This window comes from Aliidiomarina shirensis (assembly GCF_003987345.1).
GTDB lineage: Bacteria > Pseudomonadota > Gammaproteobacteria > Enterobacterales > Alteromonadaceae > Aliidiomarina > Aliidiomarina shirensis.
This window is the reverse complement of sequence record NZ_PIPP01000006.1, coordinates 70212-87282: the sequence shown is the minus strand read 5'-3', so window position 1 is coordinate 87282 and position 17071 is coordinate 70212. Positions and strand designations below refer to the sequence as shown.

At 45.8% G+C, this 17071-nt stretch carries 17 protein-coding genes; 9 read left to right on the top strand and 8 right to left on the bottom strand.

Features of this window, described 5'->3' with window-relative positions; genetic code table 11:
- Positions 1-22: 22 nt before the first annotated feature.
- Positions 23-331 carry a hypothetical protein gene (locus tag CWE13_RS11290; protein ID WP_126808717.1) on the top strand — a complete coding sequence of 103 codons (309 nt, stop codon included), beginning with the start codon at positions 23-25 and terminating at the stop codon, positions 329-331.
- 109 nt (positions 332-440) lie between these two features.
- Here the strand turns inward: CWE13_RS11290 and gyrB are convergent, their stop codons facing one another.
- Genes gyrB through dnaA form a run of 4 tightly spaced genes read right to left on the bottom strand, consistent with a single transcriptional unit; the run spans position 441 to position 6585 of the window.
- On the bottom strand, positions 441-2858 hold the full coding sequence (gyrB, locus tag CWE13_RS11285; RefSeq protein WP_126808715.1) for a DNA topoisomerase (ATP-hydrolyzing) subunit B: 2418 nt from the start codon (positions 2856-2858) through the stop codon (positions 441-443).
- 13 nt (positions 2859-2871) lie between these two features.
- A complete protein-coding gene (gene recF / locus CWE13_RS11280) occupies positions 2872-3966 on the bottom strand; it encodes a DNA replication/repair protein RecF (protein WP_126808713.1) in 1095 nt (364 codons plus the stop codon).
- 17 nt (positions 3967-3983) lie between these two features.
- Positions 3984-5084: a DNA polymerase III subunit beta gene (dnaN, locus tag CWE13_RS11275; protein WP_126808711.1), complete on the bottom strand. Its 1101-nt coding sequence runs from the start codon at positions 5082-5084 to the stop codon at positions 3984-3986.
- A 40-nt stretch (positions 5085-5124) separates the two neighbouring features.
- Positions 5125-6585: a chromosomal replication initiator protein DnaA gene (dnaA, locus tag CWE13_RS11270; RefSeq protein WP_126808709.1), complete on the bottom strand. Its 1461-nt coding sequence runs from the start codon at positions 6583-6585 to the stop codon at positions 5125-5127.
- Between the two features lie 319 nt (positions 6586-6904).
- On the opposite strand from dnaA, the gene rpmH reads away from it, so the two are divergent.
- The 8 genes from rpmH to CWE13_RS11230 all read left to right on the top strand — a co-directional run bounded on the left by rpmH (position 6905) and on the right by CWE13_RS11230 (position 13508).
- A complete protein-coding gene (gene rpmH / locus CWE13_RS11265; protein WP_007419525.1) occupies positions 6905-7039 on the top strand; it encodes a 50S ribosomal protein L34 in 135 nt (44 codons plus the stop codon).
- Positions 7040-7075: 36 nt separating this feature from the next.
- Positions 7076-7447: a ribonuclease P protein component gene (rnpA, locus tag CWE13_RS11260; RefSeq protein ID WP_126808707.1), complete on the top strand. Its 372-nt coding sequence runs from the start codon at positions 7076-7078 to the stop codon at positions 7445-7447.
- Positions 7402-7692, top strand: a complete 291-nt coding sequence (gene yidD / locus CWE13_RS11255; protein WP_126808705.1) for a membrane protein insertion efficiency factor YidD — start codon at positions 7402-7404, stop codon at positions 7690-7692. Before rnpA ends, yidD begins: the two co-directional genes overlap by 46 nt.
- A 2-nt stretch (positions 7693-7694) precedes the next feature.
- Complete coding sequence (yidC, locus tag CWE13_RS11250; RefSeq protein ID WP_126808703.1) at positions 7695-9365, top strand: membrane protein insertase YidC; 1671 nt, start codon at positions 7695-7697, stop codon at positions 9363-9365.
- A gap of 192 nt (positions 9366-9557) precedes the next feature.
- Positions 9558-10979, top strand: coding sequence for a tRNA uridine-5-carboxymethylaminomethyl(34) synthesis GTPase MnmE (mnmE, locus tag CWE13_RS11245; protein WP_241973688.1), 1422 nt, complete (start codon positions 9558-9560; stop codon positions 10977-10979).
- 3 nt (positions 10980-10982) lie between these two features.
- Complete coding sequence (locus CWE13_RS11240; protein ID WP_126808701.1) at positions 10983-11867, top strand: patatin-like phospholipase family protein; 885 nt, start codon at positions 10983-10985, stop codon at positions 11865-11867.
- A gap of 152 nt (positions 11868-12019) precedes the next feature.
- On the top strand, positions 12020-13183 hold the full coding sequence (locus CWE13_RS11235; RefSeq protein ID WP_126808700.1) for a dicarboxylate/amino acid:cation symporter: 1164 nt from the start codon (positions 12020-12022) through the stop codon (positions 13181-13183).
- Positions 13184-13250: 67 nt separating this feature from the next.
- Positions 13251-13508 (top strand): hypothetical protein, encoded by a 258-nt coding sequence (locus tag CWE13_RS11230; protein WP_126808698.1) that lies wholly within the window; start codon positions 13251-13253, stop codon positions 13506-13508.
- 46 nt (positions 13509-13554) lie between these two features.
- Here the strand turns inward: CWE13_RS11230 and CWE13_RS11225 are convergent, their stop codons facing one another.
- The 4 genes from CWE13_RS11225 to CWE13_RS11210 form a co-directional block, all read right to left on the bottom strand.
- On the bottom strand, positions 13555-13998 hold the full coding sequence (locus CWE13_RS11225) for a hypothetical protein (RefSeq protein ID WP_126808696.1): 444 nt from the start codon (positions 13996-13998) through the stop codon (positions 13555-13557).
- A gap of 58 nt (positions 13999-14056) precedes the next feature.
- The gene (locus CWE13_RS11220; RefSeq protein WP_126808694.1) at positions 14057-14407 is read right to left on the bottom strand and encodes a TraR/DksA family transcriptional regulator; all 351 of its coding nucleotides are present in this window, start codon (positions 14405-14407) and stop codon (positions 14057-14059) included.
- A gap of 239 nt (positions 14408-14646) precedes the next feature.
- Positions 14647-15498 (bottom strand): universal stress protein, encoded by an 852-nt coding sequence (locus CWE13_RS11215; protein ID WP_126808692.1) that lies wholly within the window; start codon positions 15496-15498, stop codon positions 14647-14649.
- A gap of 18 nt (positions 15499-15516) precedes the next feature.
- On the bottom strand, positions 15517-16995 hold the full coding sequence (locus CWE13_RS11210; protein WP_126808691.1) for a SulP family inorganic anion transporter: 1479 nt from the start codon (positions 16993-16995) through the stop codon (positions 15517-15519).
- Positions 16996-17071 lie beyond the last annotated feature (76 nt).

Here is a 17071-nt window from a genome sequence, read left to right as displayed (position 1 = left end):
GAATCATCGAGGTACACCAACTATGGCCTTTCTTGTTTATATTTTTGCTTTTGCCGTATGTATTTGGTTGGGTGTTAACGCAGGTAAACTAAAGCACTACACGTTAGGTTTACTCACCGCCGGAATATCGCCTTTCCTACTTGTATTCGTGTTTAACCTGCTCTACCAGTTCGTTTTTTCTAGCCAACCAGAGCCAGGAATACATACTGATTCAGCGTCTTTGGCTACCGTGCTATATGCTTTCTTAGCTACGCCCGGCGCCATTATTTCATTGGTGGTTTTTCACATGGTTCGCAATCAAAAGAAAAATAGCACGCACAAAAAAGCCTGATTCAGCATTCGCTTTAATCAGGCTTTTATTTACTATTTCATTACTAGCAATTGTGCTTGCGAGGATCGCTAATTTCGAGCCTTGCTATTACCTTCTAAGGAATTACCTACTAAACATCTAGGTTCGCAACTTTCAATGCATTACTTTCAATAAATGCACGGCGCGGTTCAACATCATCACCCATCAAGGTGGAGAATAATTGATCGGCGCCAATGGCATCTTCAATCGTTACCTGCAACATGCGGCGCGATTCAGGATCCATTGTAGTTTCCCAGAGCTGTGAAGGGTTCATTTCTCCAAGACCTTTGTAGCGCTGAACATAAAGGCCACGCTTCGATTCGCTAATTAGCCACTCGATTGCTTCAACGAAATCTTCAACCGGCTGCACTTTTTCGCCCCGTTGAACATAACCACCATCTTCAACTAAACCGTTGATATCTGTGCCCACAGAGGCTAAACGGTCATAATCACGCGATACCAAAAACTCATAAGTTAATGGGAAATCCGTAAACACACCATGGCGACGCAAGCGAACGGTTGGTAAATAGGCGCCTCGCTCCTCATTATGAGTAACTAATACTTCATAAGAGGCTGAGTCTTTTTCTTTGTCCATTAAATCGTTAGTAAAGGTTTCGGCCCAGGCTTTTACAAAGCCTTCATCTTTCATGTTTTCTGGCGTTAAGCGATCTGCATAAACCAACCGTGCTAACATGTGTTTCGGCAACAATCGGCTCAAACGCTGAATGGTATCCATCGCAAATTGATAATCACGTACCATTTTCTCGAGTGCCACACCCGTAATACCCGGAGCTTCAGAATTCACATGCAACGAAGCACGATCAAGTGCCAACGTAGTTAAATACTGAATCAAGCCTGGATCATCTTTAATATAGCTCTCTTGCTTACCCTTCTTCACTTTATAAAGTGGTGGTTGGGCAATGTAGATATAGCCACGCTCAATCAATTCCGGCATTTGGCGGTAGAAGAAGGTAAGTAACAAGGTACGAATGTGAGAACCGTCCACGTCAGCATCCGTCATGATAATAATGCGGTGGTAACGCGTTTTATCCGGGTTATATTCATCGCGGCCAATACCGCAACCCATAGCTGTAATCAACGTCGCTACTTCTTGTGAAGAAAGCATTTTATCGAAACGCGCTTTCTCTACGTTAAGAATCTTACCTTTTAGTGGAAGAATGGCTTGGTTCTTACGGTTACGCCCCTGCTTAGCAGAACCGCCCGCAGAATCACCCTCCACAATATAAAGTTCAGAAAGTGCTGGGTCTTTCTCTTGGCAATCTGCCAATTTACCTGGCAAGCCCGCTAAATCAAGCGCACCTTTACGGCGTGTCATATCACGTGCTTTTCGTGCAGCTTCACGAGCGCGCGCTGCATCAATAATCTTTTGTACAATAACTTTTGCATCCGTTGGGTTCTCTAACAAGTAGTTAGAAAGATGCTCGTTCATCGCCTGCTCAACGGCTGTTTTTACTTCTGAAGAAACCAACTTATCTTTGGTTTGCGAAGAGAACTTCGGGTCAGGAACTTTCACCGAAATAACGGCAGTGAGGCCTTCACGCGCATCATCACCGGTAGCGCTGGTTTTTGCCTTCTTCGCAAAACCCTCTTGCTCCATATAGGTGTTCAATGTACGTGTTAATGCAGCGCGGAAACCAGCCATATGGGTACCGCCATCGCGCTGCGGAATTGTATTCGTGAAGCAATAAATGTGTTCTTGGAATGAATCATTCCATTGCAAGCCAACTTCCACTGAAATGCCATCTTCGCGCTCAATAGAAAATTGAAACACTTTCGGATGAATCGGCATTTTCTTATCGTTCAAATAACTAACGAAAGCCGCGATACCGCCATCATATTTATAGTGATCTCTACGCCCTGTACTTTCTTCTATTAAATGAATAGAAACACCAGAGTTCAAAAACGAGAGTTCTCGCACACGTTTGGCCAGAATATCGTAGTGAAACTCAGTTTGCGTGAAGGTTTCGTGGCTTGGCCAAAAGCGAATTTCAGTACCTGTTTTATCCGTATCGGCTACTGCTTCGATATCCGAATCAGGGTTCCCGTGTGTATAGGTTTGCTTCCAAACTTTACCGGTGCGTTGAATAGTAAGCTGTAATTTTTCTGATAACGCATTTACAACGGAAACACCTACACCGTGCAAACCACCCGAGACTTTGTAGGAGTTATCATCAAATTTACCGCCGGCATGAAGCACGGTCATGATTACCTGAGCGGCGGAAACACCTTCTTCTTCGTGCATATCAACAGGAATACCACGGCCATCATCGCGCACAGAAACCGAACCATCTGTATGCATGGTTACATAGATCTCGTTGCAGTGGCCCGCTAGCGCTTCATCGATTGAGTTATCCACCACCTCGAATACCATGTGGTGTAGGCCTGTACCATCATCGGTATCACCGATATACATCCCTGGACGCTTACGAACCGCGTCTAAACCTTTCAAAACTTTAATATTCGACTGATCGTAGTTACTAGCTGACATAAATTATTCCTGTTTAATCATTTTTGATTGTTCCGTGTTCCACGTGGAACAATCGGGCTTCGGTGCTTTGAAATCGGCTTTTAAGTTCTTCTTGATGTATTGCCGTAACAAACACCTGACTTCCACTCTGCACTAATGCATCACAGAATTTCTGTTGGTTTTCGCTATCGAGTTCTGCTGGAAGGTCATCCACTAAGATGACACAAGGCTCCCCCCGATGCGAGAAGTAATCGGCACTTTGCACTAAACGAAGGGCCGCTACCAATAACTTTAATTGTCCTCGAGATAACCGCTCACGAGCATCTATCCCATCGGCTCTAATTTGCCATTCCGCCTTATTTGGACCAACACTGGTAAAACCTTGGCGCTTATCTAACTCTAATTTTTCGCCTAGTGCTGCTGATAAACTCAGTTCATCAAACCAACCCTGAAGCAATTTAAATTCAAACTCATACTGCGGTAAAAATGTTTGGCAATAGCTATTAAGTTGGCTATTCAAACCATTTAAATAATTTCGCCGGGCCGCTGTTACCGCTTCGCCCGCCTCGGCGAGTTGCTTATCCCAAACCGCGCCACCCTGAGAATCGTAAACACGCTGCTTCAATAACGCATTGCGCTGTTTTAATAATCGAGAAAACGTAAGCCAGTTAGGATAATACGATTGTTCCACATGGAACAAACCCCAATCCATGAACTGCCGCCGAAGTTTCGGCCCCTCTGTAACTAAAGCCACGCCCTCAGGCGTAATCAATTGTACCGGCATCAACCTAGCGAGCGCGCTAAATTTACGTTCATTTTCGCCGTTGATGCGTATTTCTGTATCGCCATTGCGTTGCCGGCGAAACCCTACCTTTAACTGATCATCTCTATCCATAGAGGAAGATTGCACCCTAGCGAACAAGGTAAATGCGTCTTTCTCGTCTTGCACTACTTGGCGGGATTGGTGCGTGCGAAACGAACGCCCAAACCCTAAACTATAAATTGCTTCTAAAATACTGGTTTTGCCGCTGCCATTTTCTCCACCGATAATATTAATACCGGCCGCTGGCTCTAGCGCTATCGTTTCAAGATTACGAAAATGTGAAATCGAAAGCTGGGTTAATTGCATATATTTCGCAACGCGCCCTACAGGCGCATTGGCATAACAACATAAAGTGCGCCATCATCGGCGTTATCTTCAACAATGGCACTACTATTTGGATCGCTTAACGTGAGCTTCACTTGCTCACCTTGAATTGCGTTAAGCACATCTTGTAAGTAGGTAACGTTAAATCCAATCTCAAACGATTCACCCGAGTAATCAACTTCCAAACGCTCTTCCGCTTGCTCTTGCTCAGGGTTGTTCGCCGTAAGCACAACTTCATTCGGCGAAAGCGCCATACGAACGCCGCGGAACTTCTCGTTCGATAAAATTGAAGCCCGTACACACGATTGGCGCAACAAATCACGATCCGCCACTACGATACGATCACCACCTTGTGGTAACACCCGGCGATAATCAGGGAAACGCCCATCTAACAACTTACTGGTAAACGTCATGTTTCCGGTAGTTACACGAATATGATTCTGGCCCAAAGAAAGCGATACCGGCGCATCGTCATCCCCTAACAAACGTAGAAGCTCAGAAACACCTTTACGCGGCACAATCACTTGTTTATGGGGTAACGCACTTTGCTCTAACGAAACCGCCGAAAGCGCCAAACGATGGCCATCGGTAGCCACCGTACGCAATACGTCATCATTCACTTCAAACAACATTCCGTTCAAATAATAACGAACATCTTGGTTCGCCATCGAGAAGTGCGTTTTTTCCATTAAATCTTTCAAATCGCCTTGCGCCATTTGAATTTGGATTTCGCTTTCCCATTCATCAATATTCGGAAAATCGCTTGCCGGCAAACTACTCAAGGTAAAGCGGCTCCGCGATGCGCGCACAACAACTTTATCTTCAGAGGCATCAAACTTAACATCTGCGCCTTCAGTGAGTGAACGCACGATATCTAATAGCTTTTTCGCGGGAACCGTTACTTCGCCAGGCGTAGCGCCCTCTAGTTCGATTTCAGAAACTAATTCTACTTCTAAATCAGTTCCGGTCATGCGTAGGCTATCTTCGGTAACTTGAATCAACACATTGCTCAAAATCGGCAACGTATTCCGGCGCTCTACTGCTCCGCTAACGACCTGTAACGGCTTGAGCAAGGCATCACGACTAATAGTGAATTTCATGCGGCTAACTCCCCTTATTATTATTTCGTTAACTGCAGCATCAAACCGATAACGTTCGGTTCAAGTTGCGATAATCTTCTTGAATTTCATGATCCGATTCAATTAGCTCTTTCACCTTCCGGCATGCGTGCAGCACCGTAGTGTGATCGCGGCCACCAAAGGCATCACCAATTTCCGGCAAACTATGGCTAGTTAACTCTTTCGCTAACGCCATTGCAACCTGCCGTGGCCTCGCTACCGAACGTGTACGGCGTTTTGAGGTTAAATCCGAAACCTTTATATTGTAATACTCAGCTACTGTGCGCTGAATATTATCAATAGTAACTAAGCGCTCTTGCGCCGCGATCAAATCGCGCAGCGCTTCTTTCACAAAATCGATAGTAATATCGCGGCCGGTTAACGTTACGTTGGCAATCACCCGATTCAGGGCGCCTTCAAGCTCACGTACGTTCGAACGCAAACGCTTGGCAATAAAAAACGCCACTTCATGCGGTAGCTTCGTTTTTCGCTCTTCCGCTTTACGTTCAAGAATGGCAACGCGGGTAGGCAACTCTGGTGGCTCAATGGCCACGGTTAAGCCCCAGCCAAAGCGTGATTTCAAACGCTCATCAACCCCTTCAATTTCCTTCGGATACACATCGCTGGTTAATATAACCTGTTGATTTCCTTCGAGAAGCCAATTAAAGGTGTGGAAAAATTCATCTTGGAAGTGGTCTTTCTTAGCAAAAAACTGCACATCATCAATTAACAGTGCATCAACGCTACGATAGCTTTCTTTAAAGCTATCAATCTTATTGTGCTTCATGGCATATACCATATCTTGCACAAAGCGCTCGGCACGCAAATAAAACACTTTCGCATCAGGTTTATTTGCCAAAATGCCATTCCCAATCGAATGCAATAAGTGGGTTTTACCTAAACCTGTACCGCCGTATATAAACAAAGGGTTGTAGGCCTTACCCGGGTTTTCAGCTACCTGTGATGCTGCGGCACGCGCTAACTGATTCGAGCGGCCTTCCACGAAGTTATCGAACGTGTACGTAGGTTGTAAATTACTGTGCTGTAAGGAAATCGGGCGATCAATAGGGTTCGTTAATACTTGCGGGGTATATTGCTGACGTCCATTGCTATTGCCGTTCGCTGCCGCTGAATTCTCATTCGGCCGATTGGTATCTTGCGGCGAGCTAAGGCTTGCAGATGTACTTTCACCATTTATGCTCGTAGCGGGTGCCGCATCCTTCATTCCTGAAGGTTTACGTGAACCACCCACTCGCAATTCAACATTAGGCGCTTTTTCTCCGGATGAACTGCGTAAAAAAGTAATAATTTGTTTTAAGTATTTATCTTTTACCCACTCCACTACGTAAGTGTTGGGTGCATACAAGAATAGCGTGTTCTGTTCTAGATCAGCCTGCAATGGGCGAATCCAGGTGTTGAACTGTTGTGCAGGCAGCTCGTTTTGCAAACGCGCCGCGCAATCGTTCCACAGTGAATTACTCACAGATCACCCCATCTACTCCTGTATTTTATTGAATTAGTTCTTATTATTCGTACGCGGGAAACGCGTTACTCGAGCACACCAATTATGATCATGAATGATGCGCTGATCCTACTATAGATCAATGGCCCGATCGCTCTTCCAGACGACCTTAAACCCGACTCTTCATTCTACGTAAAATACCTGTAGTACGCCAGTATTTTGGCCCCGAAAATGTAAAGTTATCCACAGGCCTTTTTTACCATTTATATTTGACAGCGATCCTTTTTATGGGTAGAATCCGCGCTCATTTTGAACTCAGATCAGCTACGGAAGAACAGCTATGAAAAGAACATTTCAACCAAGTGTATTAAAACGCAAGCGTACTCATGGCTTCCGTGCACGTATGGCAACCAAAAATGGCCGTCAGGTCCTTGCTCGTCGTCGTGCAAAAGGACGTAAGCAACTAGCTGCTTAATCGAATCGCTTCGTTAAGCAAAGCTCAGGTTGCTGAGTGAGTCGGTATACATACCCTCGGGAGTTACGTCTGTTAACTCCCGCAGACTTTCAAAACGTCTTCAATAATCCTCCTGTTAAAGCTGTAAGTAACGAATTCACGTTTCTTGCCAAGCCTAATCAACGGGAACATCCGCGTATGGGTGTTACTGTTAGCAAAAAAAATGCTAAGCGCGCCGTTGATCGTAACCGCATAAAAAGAATCATTCGTGAAACTTACCGTTTAAAGCAGCATAAACTGCCGGGCTTTGATATTATCGTCATCGCAAAACCTGGGGTGATGAAATTAGATAACCAAGCCCTCAGAGAGTTATTGGATTATTTATGGCGAAAATTAGGCAAGCGCTGCAATCAATACTTATTAAAGTAATGGTAGCATTGATTCGAGTTTACCAGTTGGTGATAAGCCCGCTGTTAGGCCCGCGTTGCCGGTTTTACCCAACTTGCTCGGAGTACACCAAAGATGCGCTTAAGCTTCACGGTGTAGGTAAAGGCAGTTGGCTTGCCATAAAACGAATTAGTAAGTGTCATCCGGGGAATCCCGGTGGTTTTGATCCGGTTCCCGGTTCGCAAAGCGATACCGAACACCAAGAAACGCAACGAGAGAAGAAGTAACTATGGATTCGCAACGTACAATTCTGGTTATTGCCCTTTTGGTTCTATCATTTTTAATGTTCCAACAATGGCAACACAAAGGTGGCAACACCCCAGGTATCGATCCTACTACCGCTCCACAGGTAGCTGAGCCCGCCGCTAATAATGATGTACCGCAAGCAACAGGTGATATTCCTGTAGCTAGCAACAACAACGATTCACCTACAACTGAAACTACCGCCATTGAAGGCGATACTATTACGGTATCTACCGATGTATTGCGGGTAGAAATCAGTTTACGCGGTGGTGATTTAATCAAATCAGAGCTCCTTCAACACGCTGAAACACTAGGCGAAGAAGCTCGCTATACCATTCTTTATCAGCGCCCAGGTAATTTACACATCGCGCAAAGTGGTTTGATTGGCCCGGATGGGGTTGATAGCGCAGATTCTCGCCCAGTTTATAGCGCGCAACAGCGCAGCTATGAAATGAATGGCGATACGCTAGAAGTGCCATTGGTATACCAGCAAGAAGATGGTACCGAGGTTACGAAAACCTACACCTTTGTTCGTAGCGATTATGCCATCAACGTTGATTATCGCGTAGCGAACAACAGCGATCGTGCAAAAACCATGAGCATGTACGGCCAGCTTAAGCAAACCATGCTAGATGGCGGCCGCGATAGTATGTTTATGCCTACTTACCGTGGTGCAGCATATTCTGCTGAAAGCAATCGGTATAAAAAATATAGCTTTAGCGATATCCAAGATAATGCATTAAGCAACAATACTCCTGCCGGTTGGGTGGCGATGCTCGAGCATTACTTTGTAACTGCTTGGGTTCCGGATCAAGAAGCTACAAACCGCCTTTACACCAACAATAATGCGCTTGGCGAAGGCATGATTGGCTTTATCGGCCCAGCGCACACTGTTGCGCCAGGTGAAACGCTTGAGCTTAGCAGTTCGCTTTATATGGGCCCGAAAAATCAGGCGCGGTTAAAAGAACTTGCAGAACACCTTAACCTAACCGTTGATTACGGCTTTTTATGGTGGTTAGCACAGCCTATCTATTGGTTACTTTCATTGCTGCAAAGCATTGTTATTAACTGGGGCTTAGCCATTATCTTGGTAACAGTGATTATTAAATCACTACTCTACCCGCTCACGAAAGCGCAATACGTTTCCATGGCAAAAATGCGGAAAATTGCGCCGAAAATGAAAGAAATGCGCGAGCGTTTAGGTGATGATCGGCAGAAGATGTCGGCAGCCATGATGAAGATGTACAAAGAGGAAAAAGTAAACCCTCTTGGTGGTTGTTTGCCGATGTTGCTGCAATTACCGATCTTCCTAGCGCTTTACTGGGTGTTGTTAGAAAGCCCAGAAATTCGCCATGCTGATTTCATGCTGTGGATTAACGATTTATCCAGCCGCGACCCATACTTTATCTTGCCTCTATTAATGGGTGGAAGCATGTGGTTGATGCAACGTTTGCAGCCAACCCCAGTAACCGACCCGATGCAGCAGAAGATTTTACAGTTTATGCCGATTATCTTTACGGTGTTCTTCCTGTTCTTCCCTGCCGGCCTAGTGCTTTACTGGTTAGTGAGTAACTTGATTTCAATTACGCAAATGACATGGATTTACCGCCAAATTGAAAAACAAGATGAAAAGAAGAGTAAAGTAAAAGCTCGTTAATTAATTCGATAGCAAAGCGTCTTTTAAAGGCGCTTAAAAACCACCATGCCGCTGCTACCAGCCATGGTGGTTTTTTATTAGGATAAGAGTGCGTTTAGGCTTAAGTTTAGGCTTAAATGAATACTCTGATTTTATCGGCTTTTTGCTCTATTATATGCCCATACGTTCTGCTTTTACCTGTTCGAGGCTAACATGACCCATTCGGCTTTAGATACCAGCGCCAGCAATAACCTTGCCGAAGCAACATTGAACCATGATACCGATACCATCGTTGCCCAAGCCACGCCGCCGGGCAAAGGCGGCGTAGGTATTGTGCGGGTAAGCGGCCCGGCAGCAAAAGATATAGCGCAAATCATTCTTGGCCATTGCCCAAAAGCACGGTATGCCGATTACACCGCATTTAAGAACACCGCCGGCGAACTACTCGACCAAGGCATAGCGCTGTTTTTCCAAGGGCCGAATTCATTTACCGGCGAAGATATCCTGGAACTGCAAGGCCACGGCGGGCCGGTGGTTATCGATATGCTAATCAAAGCCATTCTTGCCACCGATAAAGCACGCTTGGCGCGCCCAGGTGAATTTAGCGAACGCGCTTTTATGAACGACAAGCTCGATTTAGCGCAAGCAGAGGCGATTGCTGATTTAATCGATACTACCTCGGAACAAGCTGCACGAATGGCGCTACAGAGCTTACAGGGCGAATTCTCGCACAAAATCGACCAACTGGTAGATGCGGTTATTCACCTGCGCATGTATGTAGAGGCCGCGATTGATTTTCCGGAAGAGGAAGTAGATTTTCTTAGCGATGGCAAAGTAGCGGGCGATTTGAATGAAATCATTACTTCACTGGCCAAAGTTGAAACTCAGGCTAAGCAAGGCTCGTTATTACGCGAAGGTATGCGCGTGGTCATTGCTGGCCGCCCAAATGCTGGGAAATCGAGTTTATTGAACGAGCTCGCGGGCCGTGAATCGGCGATAGTTACTGATATCGCTGGCACCACACGCGATGTTCTGCGCGAGCATATTCAAATCGATGGCATGCCGTTACATATTATTGATACCGCCGGCCTACGCGAAAGCCCCGACAAAGTAGAACAAATAGGTATCGAGCGCGCGTGGGCCGAAATAGAGCAAGCCGATCGCGTATTATTTATGGTGGATAGCACCGAAACCGATGCCGTGCACCCCGATGATATTTGGCCCGAATTCTTTGCTCGGCTGCCGGAAAATCTACCCTTCAGCGTGATCCGCAACAAGGTTGATTTAACCGCCGAGCAGCCAGGTTTTCGCGAGATCAACGGCATTCCCGTTGTTTCGCTATGCGCCTCTACAGGCGAAGGCATTGAATTTCTGCGCGAACATTTAAAATCGTGCATGGGCTTCAACGAAAACATGGAAGGCGGCTTTATGGCACGCCGCCGCCACCTCGAAGCTATCGCCCGAGCGAAAACGCACCTACTTTCCGGCCAAGAGCAACTCGAAGTTTACCAAGCAGGTGAGCTGTTAGCTGAAGAGCTCCGCCTAGTGCAACACCACCTAAACGAAATCACCGGCGCATTCACCTCCGATGATTTACTCGGCAAGATATTTAGTAGTTTTTGTATTGGGAAATAGCGAATGCAACATAAGAGTTTTGATGCAGTTAACGATTCAGAACATCACACCCTTGTAGTTGAAGGTGGTGCGATGCGTGGCATTTTTGCAGCTGGCGTGCTTGATGCTTTTATTGCAGAAAATTTCTATCCCTTTGATTCGGCTATTGGCGTTTCCGCAGGCTCAACGAATCTCATCGGTTATCTTGCGGGTAATCATAAACGTTCATATAAGGTAATTACCGATTACGCTCGCCGCGAAGAATTCATGAATATTCGCCGCTACCTAAAGGGCGGGCACTTTTGCGATGTGAGTTGGCTTTGGCATACCTCGTTTGAGGAACAGCCGTTGAATATTCCTCAATTTCTTGAACGTAAAATTCCACTTACCGTGGTGACCACCAGTATTGTTTCCGGCAAAGCTTGTTATTACTTGGTAAACGAAACCAATATGAATGATCTCTTTCCGGCCTCATGTGCGATGCCTGTAGTATTTCGGGAGTTTCCGCCGATAGATGAAGAGCCCATGACCGATGGCGGCTTAGCCGATTCTATTCCTGTTATTCGCGCCTACGAGCAAGGCGCACGCATTATCACCGTTTTGTTATCCCAGCCCTTGGGCTTTAAAAAGAAGCCGGCGCGTTTTCCAAATCTACTGAAGCCTCTGTTTGCCGATCACCCAGCACTCTTTGCGGCGGTTACCGCTCGAAACGATCAATATAACCGAGCGCTCGATTTCATTGCCAAACCACCTGAAGATCTGCAACTCAATATTATCGCGCCACCATCTAACTTTCCGGTGAGCCGTTTCACCATGGATCTTGATTCGTTGAATATGGGATACAACCAGGGTATCAATGCTGGCTCACGTTTTATCGCGGAATCTTTAGTTCAGCATCGGGTGCGCTGATTTTTTCGAGGAACTATTCACCGCAATACACCATTCGCTGCACCAACCTCTATGTGTTTCTCTTTGTGCTATGCTTCAGCTCGCGTTAAAGTATCCGCATAAAATAAACAAGCGCCTTGGCGCACCACTAAAAACAACAATGAGAATAGATTATGGGCCTCATCTTTAAATTAATCGCTGGTATTGTGGTTGGTAGCTTTATTGGGCTATATGCACCGCATTGGTTTACCCAACTATTGCTTACTGTGAAAGTAATGTTTGGTCAGCTACTTTTCTTCACTATTCCTTTATTAATCTTATTTTTTATTACCAGCGGTATCGCAAGCCTACCCAATAACTCTGGGCGCTTACTCGGTAGAACGCTAATAATTGCTTACTTATCCACGATAATCGCCGGTGTTGTAGCATTTTTCGCGGCAACATTAGTAGTACCTATGTTAGCAACCGAAAACACCGACGTTGCCGGTATTACTGGAGTAGTTCTTGAACCCTTTATCACGCTGGATATCCCGCCGGTGTTTAGTGTCATGACAGCGCTTACCTTAGCCTTTATTTTGGGCTTGGGCATTGCCGCAACGGGTGCAAAAACCCTGAAATCGTTATCCGATCAGGGCCGCGATATTATTGAATTGCTGCTGGTAAAAATAATTATTCCATTTCTACCTATCTACATCGCTGGTGTATTCGCCGAAATGGCTGCGGCCGGAACAGTATTTGAAACCCTGAGAACATTCGGTGTGATTCTAATTCTTGCTGTGGCGCTTCATTGGCTTTATATCGTAACCATGTTTGTGCTCGCGGGCATTAAAGCTGGCGCTTCGCCAATAAAGCTCATTAAAAACATGCTGCCGGCCTATTTCACTGCGCTTGGTACCATGTCGAGTGCCGCTACTATTCCGGTAACGTTGCAATGTGCGAAAAACAACAACGTTGACGATGATGTAGCCAATTTCACCGTGCCGCTATGCGCCACTACACATTTGGCCGGTTCTACCATTACCATCGTAAGCTGCACCGTTGCGGTGATGGTATTGCACGGTTCGTTAGCAATCCCTTCATTTATAACGATATTACCGTTCATTTTGATGCTCGGTATCGTAATGTTGGCGGCCCCGGGCGTACCCGGTGGTGCGGTCATGTCGGCTGTTGGCCTGCTTGGTTCTATGCTTGGGTTTGGCGAAACAGCAATTGCGTTGATGATTGCACTGTACATGGCACAAGATAGCTTCGGCACGGCGTGTAACGTTACCGGCGATGGCGCAATAGCGCTCTTTGTTGATGATGCGAACAAAAGCGCGAATAACGAAGGCGCTTAAAGTAATAAACGCGGAGTGTGTGATTCACGCTCCGCGTTTCATTGATTAGATACAAAAGGCACCTACCATGCCCTTCGAAATTCGCCAGCTCAGTTGGCACAAAAGGCGCAAGCCCGGTAACGAACCAAAACCCGTGGCGGTTGCTGTTCCGAATTTTAAAAAAGAAGCCAATCACATGTGTGAGATCACGGTTACTTTCGATTCGGGCGAAATCATGCAGATGATGGGGCGAGTTTTGCAGAACCCAATAACCGGGGCTTGGTCGATAAATGGGTTGAACACCACGGGGCAATCGGTATTTGCTCGCTATATTGATGAACAATAGCCTTGATGAGTAATAGCGGCTCACTTAAAGTTAGTAAGTACTAACTTTAATATTTCAATTCCTCCGGCACCTCTATGTTTGGCTTATCATAACGCTTACGGATCCAATTAATACTGCGTAACACGCCTTTTTGCCGCAACAACCAACGTTCGAAAGCAAATTTCCCCGGAAAATCAGAAACTACCGCGGCGATAATTAACGTAAGTAGGCCCTGCCCTGGTAAAACGAGCATGAGCACTCCCGCTACGAATAAAACCAATGCAAAAACGTTCCTCAGCACATAAAGAATAATGCGCGGTATCGTCCAGTTGCGCTTGCGCCGTTTATCAATAAAATAATCAGCCGGCATTTTTATAATTAAAAATGGAATAATCAGCATTGAGGCCAGAACCATGCCAATACTTACCCCAGCAACAAGCGGTAAATACGGCTCCATAGTAATCATGGTGGATGCGAAAATTTGGCTAACTCTTTCTAAAAACGTTTCCATCGATCTCCTCGATTATTAGCAAGCTGTAGCCTTCACTGTTATCACCTGAACATGACAATTAAGGGCGTTTTTCTATTTCTTCCATGCATTGAATACACATGGCTGTGGTTGGGTCGATTTCTAAGCGCTTTTCATTGATCGCATCACCGCATTCTATGCAATAACCAAAATCTTCATTATCAATACGCACAAGCGCGGCGGCTATCGCCCGCAACATTTGCTCTCGGCGGCGCTTGTTGGCCTGCGCCATTTGCTGGCCTTGCATGGCGTCCATGCGCGAAAGCCGGCCGATACTTTGTTGATCAAGCTCAACCGGTTGTTCTGAATCTTGAGAATCTTCGTTTGTAGCGATTATTTCTGCGCGTAGTTGTTCTAATTTATTTCGATAAAAATCAGCATCATTTGCCATGTTGAACTACCTCGTTACTGCTTCGCCGTAGTTGCTCTTATTTACCTAATCGTAATCAATAAGCCCGAACCTTTATAAGCGCTATTCATTTTAAGTTCAACGCTTGTAAGCACCCTTGATTTACTTTATGCATGCACAATAACGCAAGTAACAATGAAAAAAGCCGCTGCATTTTACTGCAACGGCCTTTCCTCTCACACGCTTTACATAATGCTCAAGCCAAGGGCTTTCGCATCGTGTTATCGAAGTAGCAACAATGGAACCTTCGTGCTACTCAATAACTTGTTCGTATGGCTACCTACGAAAAACTCACGAATTCGTGAATGCCCATAAGCGCCCATCACAATCACATCCATATTTTGTTCATCCGCGTACTTAAGCAAGCTATCTTCCACCTCGCCAGCAACTAGCGCGGTGGTAACCTGAAAACCTTCTTCGCTAAGTTTCGCCGCAGCATTATCGAGCTGCGCTTGGTGATCGTTAGTTTCTGCAGCAACCATTACCACATGCACAGGAATTCCTTTAAACAGCGGGCTACCCGCAACCATTTCTACTGCTTTTTTTGCCGTAGTACTGTGATCATAGGCAATCATAATTTGTTTTGGTTCTTGGAATTTTCCAGTTACCACCCACGTAGGTTTGTGCATGGCACGAATAACACGCTCTACTTGATGGCCGATATGTTGGCCAATGCCATCGCCGCGTTTACCCTGGCGACCGATAACCAACAATCGAATTTCTTCTTCGATGTCCACCAAGGTATCAACCAAATCACCATGGCGCTGACGCAACAAAGGTTCGATAGCAAAATCAGAAAGATGCTTTTGCGCCGCATCAAGAAAAGCGTGGCCCTGCTGGCGCGAGAGTTTCGCCCGCTTTTCTTCTAACTCGGTAATTTCAGCCAGCAACCGTTGGCGCTCATCCATGCCAATGTTGCCGCTAAAATCCGCTTCATCCGAACTACGAATATCATCGAGTACGTTCAATAGTACTAACGAATTATTCAATCGTTTCGCCGACCAAGCCGCATAATCCGCAACGGTATCACTAAGGGCCGAGCCATCGATACAAGCAACTGTATGTGTTGTCATTTCATTATCCTCGTGTTCTTAATGACCCATTAAGCGGTCGATGGCATCTGGCTTATCCGATACACCAAATTTATCGACTACCGTTGCGGTGGCCTTGTTCATGCCTTCCACATTCACTTCCGCACCCTCACGGCGGAACTTCAAAATAACTTTATCAAGGGCGGCTACTGACGTGATATCCCAAAAATGGGCGCGATCTAAATCGATGGTTACCTTATCAAGAGATTCATGGAAATCAAACGATTCTACAAACTTCTCAGATGAGGTAAAGAACACCTGGCCAACAACGTTATAGGTACGGTGATTACCATCTTTCGAGAGTGTTGATGCGATGTGCATATAGTTGCCAACTTTTGCCGCGAAAAACAACGCCGCTAGCAGTACACCAACAAATACACCGAGTGCTAAGTTGTGGGTTGCAACCACAACAATAACCGTAGCTACCATAACGATATTGGTGCTCAATGGATGCTCTTTCATATCTTTAATCGACGACCAACTAAAGGTACCAATCGATACCATGATCATTACGCCGACGAGCGCGGCCATTGGAATTTGCCGTACCCAATCAGATAAAAATACAACCATTAATATCAACGCAACACCGGCTACAAACATGGATAAACGGCCACGGCCACCAGATTTAATATTAATTACCGATTGCCCAATCATGGCACAACCAGCCATACCGCCCATCAAGCCCGCGCCGATGTTGGCAATACCTTGGCCACGACATTCTTTATTCCGATCCGATTTAGTATCAGTTAAATCATCCACGATAGTTTGCGTCATCATTGATTCTAGCAAACCAACAATTGCCAGCGGCAATGCATAGGGCAGCACAATCATCAACGTTTCAAGATTCAGTGGAACATCGGGCCATAAGAACACCGGCAAACTATCGGGCAATTCACCCATATCACCTACCGTACGTACATCGATTCCCATATACATCACAAATGCGGTGATCAACACAATCGCAATCAGTGGCGAAGGAACCGCTTTCGTTACATAAGGTAAGCCATAAATAATTGCGAGAGCAGCAGCTGTGAGTGCGTATACATGCCAAGTAACATCGGTTAATTCAGGTAGCTGTGCCATAAAAATCAAGATAGCAAGCGCGTTCACGAAACCCGTTACTACCGAGCGCGATACAAACCGCATTAAACTTCCAAGTTTCAGCACGCCAAAAATTAACTGAAAAACACCGGTTAATAATGTGGCAATTAAAAGATATTCCAAGCCGTGATCACGCACCAGCGTAACCATAAGCAACGCCATGGCACCAGTAGCTGCAGAAATCTGCCCAGGCCGACCACCAATAAATGCCATAATCACGCAGATACAAAATGACGCGTACAAGCCAACTTTAGGATCTACACCAGCGATAATCGAGAACGCGATGGCTTCAGGAATAAGGGCAAGCGCCACTACTAATCCGGCTAGAATATCGCCGCGAATATTCCCAAACCATTCTTTCTGCCATGTTTGACGCATGTTATTTTTCCCATACCAAATGTAGAATAAAGCCAATGCAGCAGTTTGCACAGGCACTTGCTAACCGTGCAGCTAT

Coding starts and splice junctions, on each gene's coding strand:
- CWE13_RS11290 (WP_126808717.1), top strand. CDS start 23: ATGGCCTTTCTTGTTTATATTTTTGCTTTTGCCGTATGTATTTGGTTG.
- gyrB (WP_126808715.1), bottom strand. CDS start 2,858: ATGTCAGCTAGTAACTACGATCAGTCGAATATTAAAGTTTTGAAAGGT.
- recF (WP_126808713.1), bottom strand. CDS start 3,966: ATGCAATTAACCCAGCTTTCGATTTCACATTTTCGTAATCTTGAAACG.
- dnaN (WP_126808711.1), bottom strand. CDS start 5,084: ATGAAATTCACTATTAGTCGTGATGCCTTGCTCAAGCCGTTACAGGTC.
- rpmH (WP_007419525.1), top strand. CDS start 6,905: ATGAAAAGAACATTTCAACCAAGTGTATTAAAACGCAAGCGTACTCAT.
- yidD (WP_126808705.1), top strand. CDS start 7,402: ATGGCGAAAATTAGGCAAGCGCTGCAATCAATACTTATTAAAGTAATG.
- yidC (WP_126808703.1), top strand. CDS start 7,695: ATGGATTCGCAACGTACAATTCTGGTTATTGCCCTTTTGGTTCTATCA.
- mnmE (WP_241973688.1), top strand. CDS start 9,558: ATGACCCATTCGGCTTTAGATACCAGCGCCAGCAATAACCTTGCCGAA.
- CWE13_RS11240 (WP_126808701.1), top strand. CDS start 10,983: ATGCAACATAAGAGTTTTGATGCAGTTAACGATTCAGAACATCACACC.
- CWE13_RS11235 (WP_126808700.1), top strand. CDS start 12,020: ATGGGCCTCATCTTTAAATTAATCGCTGGTATTGTGGTTGGTAGCTTT.
- CWE13_RS11230 (WP_126808698.1), top strand. CDS start 13,251: ATGCCCTTCGAAATTCGCCAGCTCAGTTGGCACAAAAGGCGCAAGCCC.
- CWE13_RS11225 (WP_126808696.1), bottom strand. CDS start 13,998: ATGGAAACGTTTTTAGAAAGAGTTAGCCAAATTTTCGCATCCACCATG.
- CWE13_RS11220 (WP_126808694.1), bottom strand. CDS start 14,407: ATGGCAAATGATGCTGATTTTTATCGAAATAAATTAGAACAACTACGC.
- CWE13_RS11215 (WP_126808692.1), bottom strand. CDS start 15,498: ATGACAACACATACAGTTGCTTGTATCGATGGCTCGGCCCTTAGTGAT.
- CWE13_RS11210 (WP_126808691.1), bottom strand. CDS start 16,995: ATGCGTCAAACATGGCAGAAAGAATGGTTTGGGAATATTCGCGGCGAT.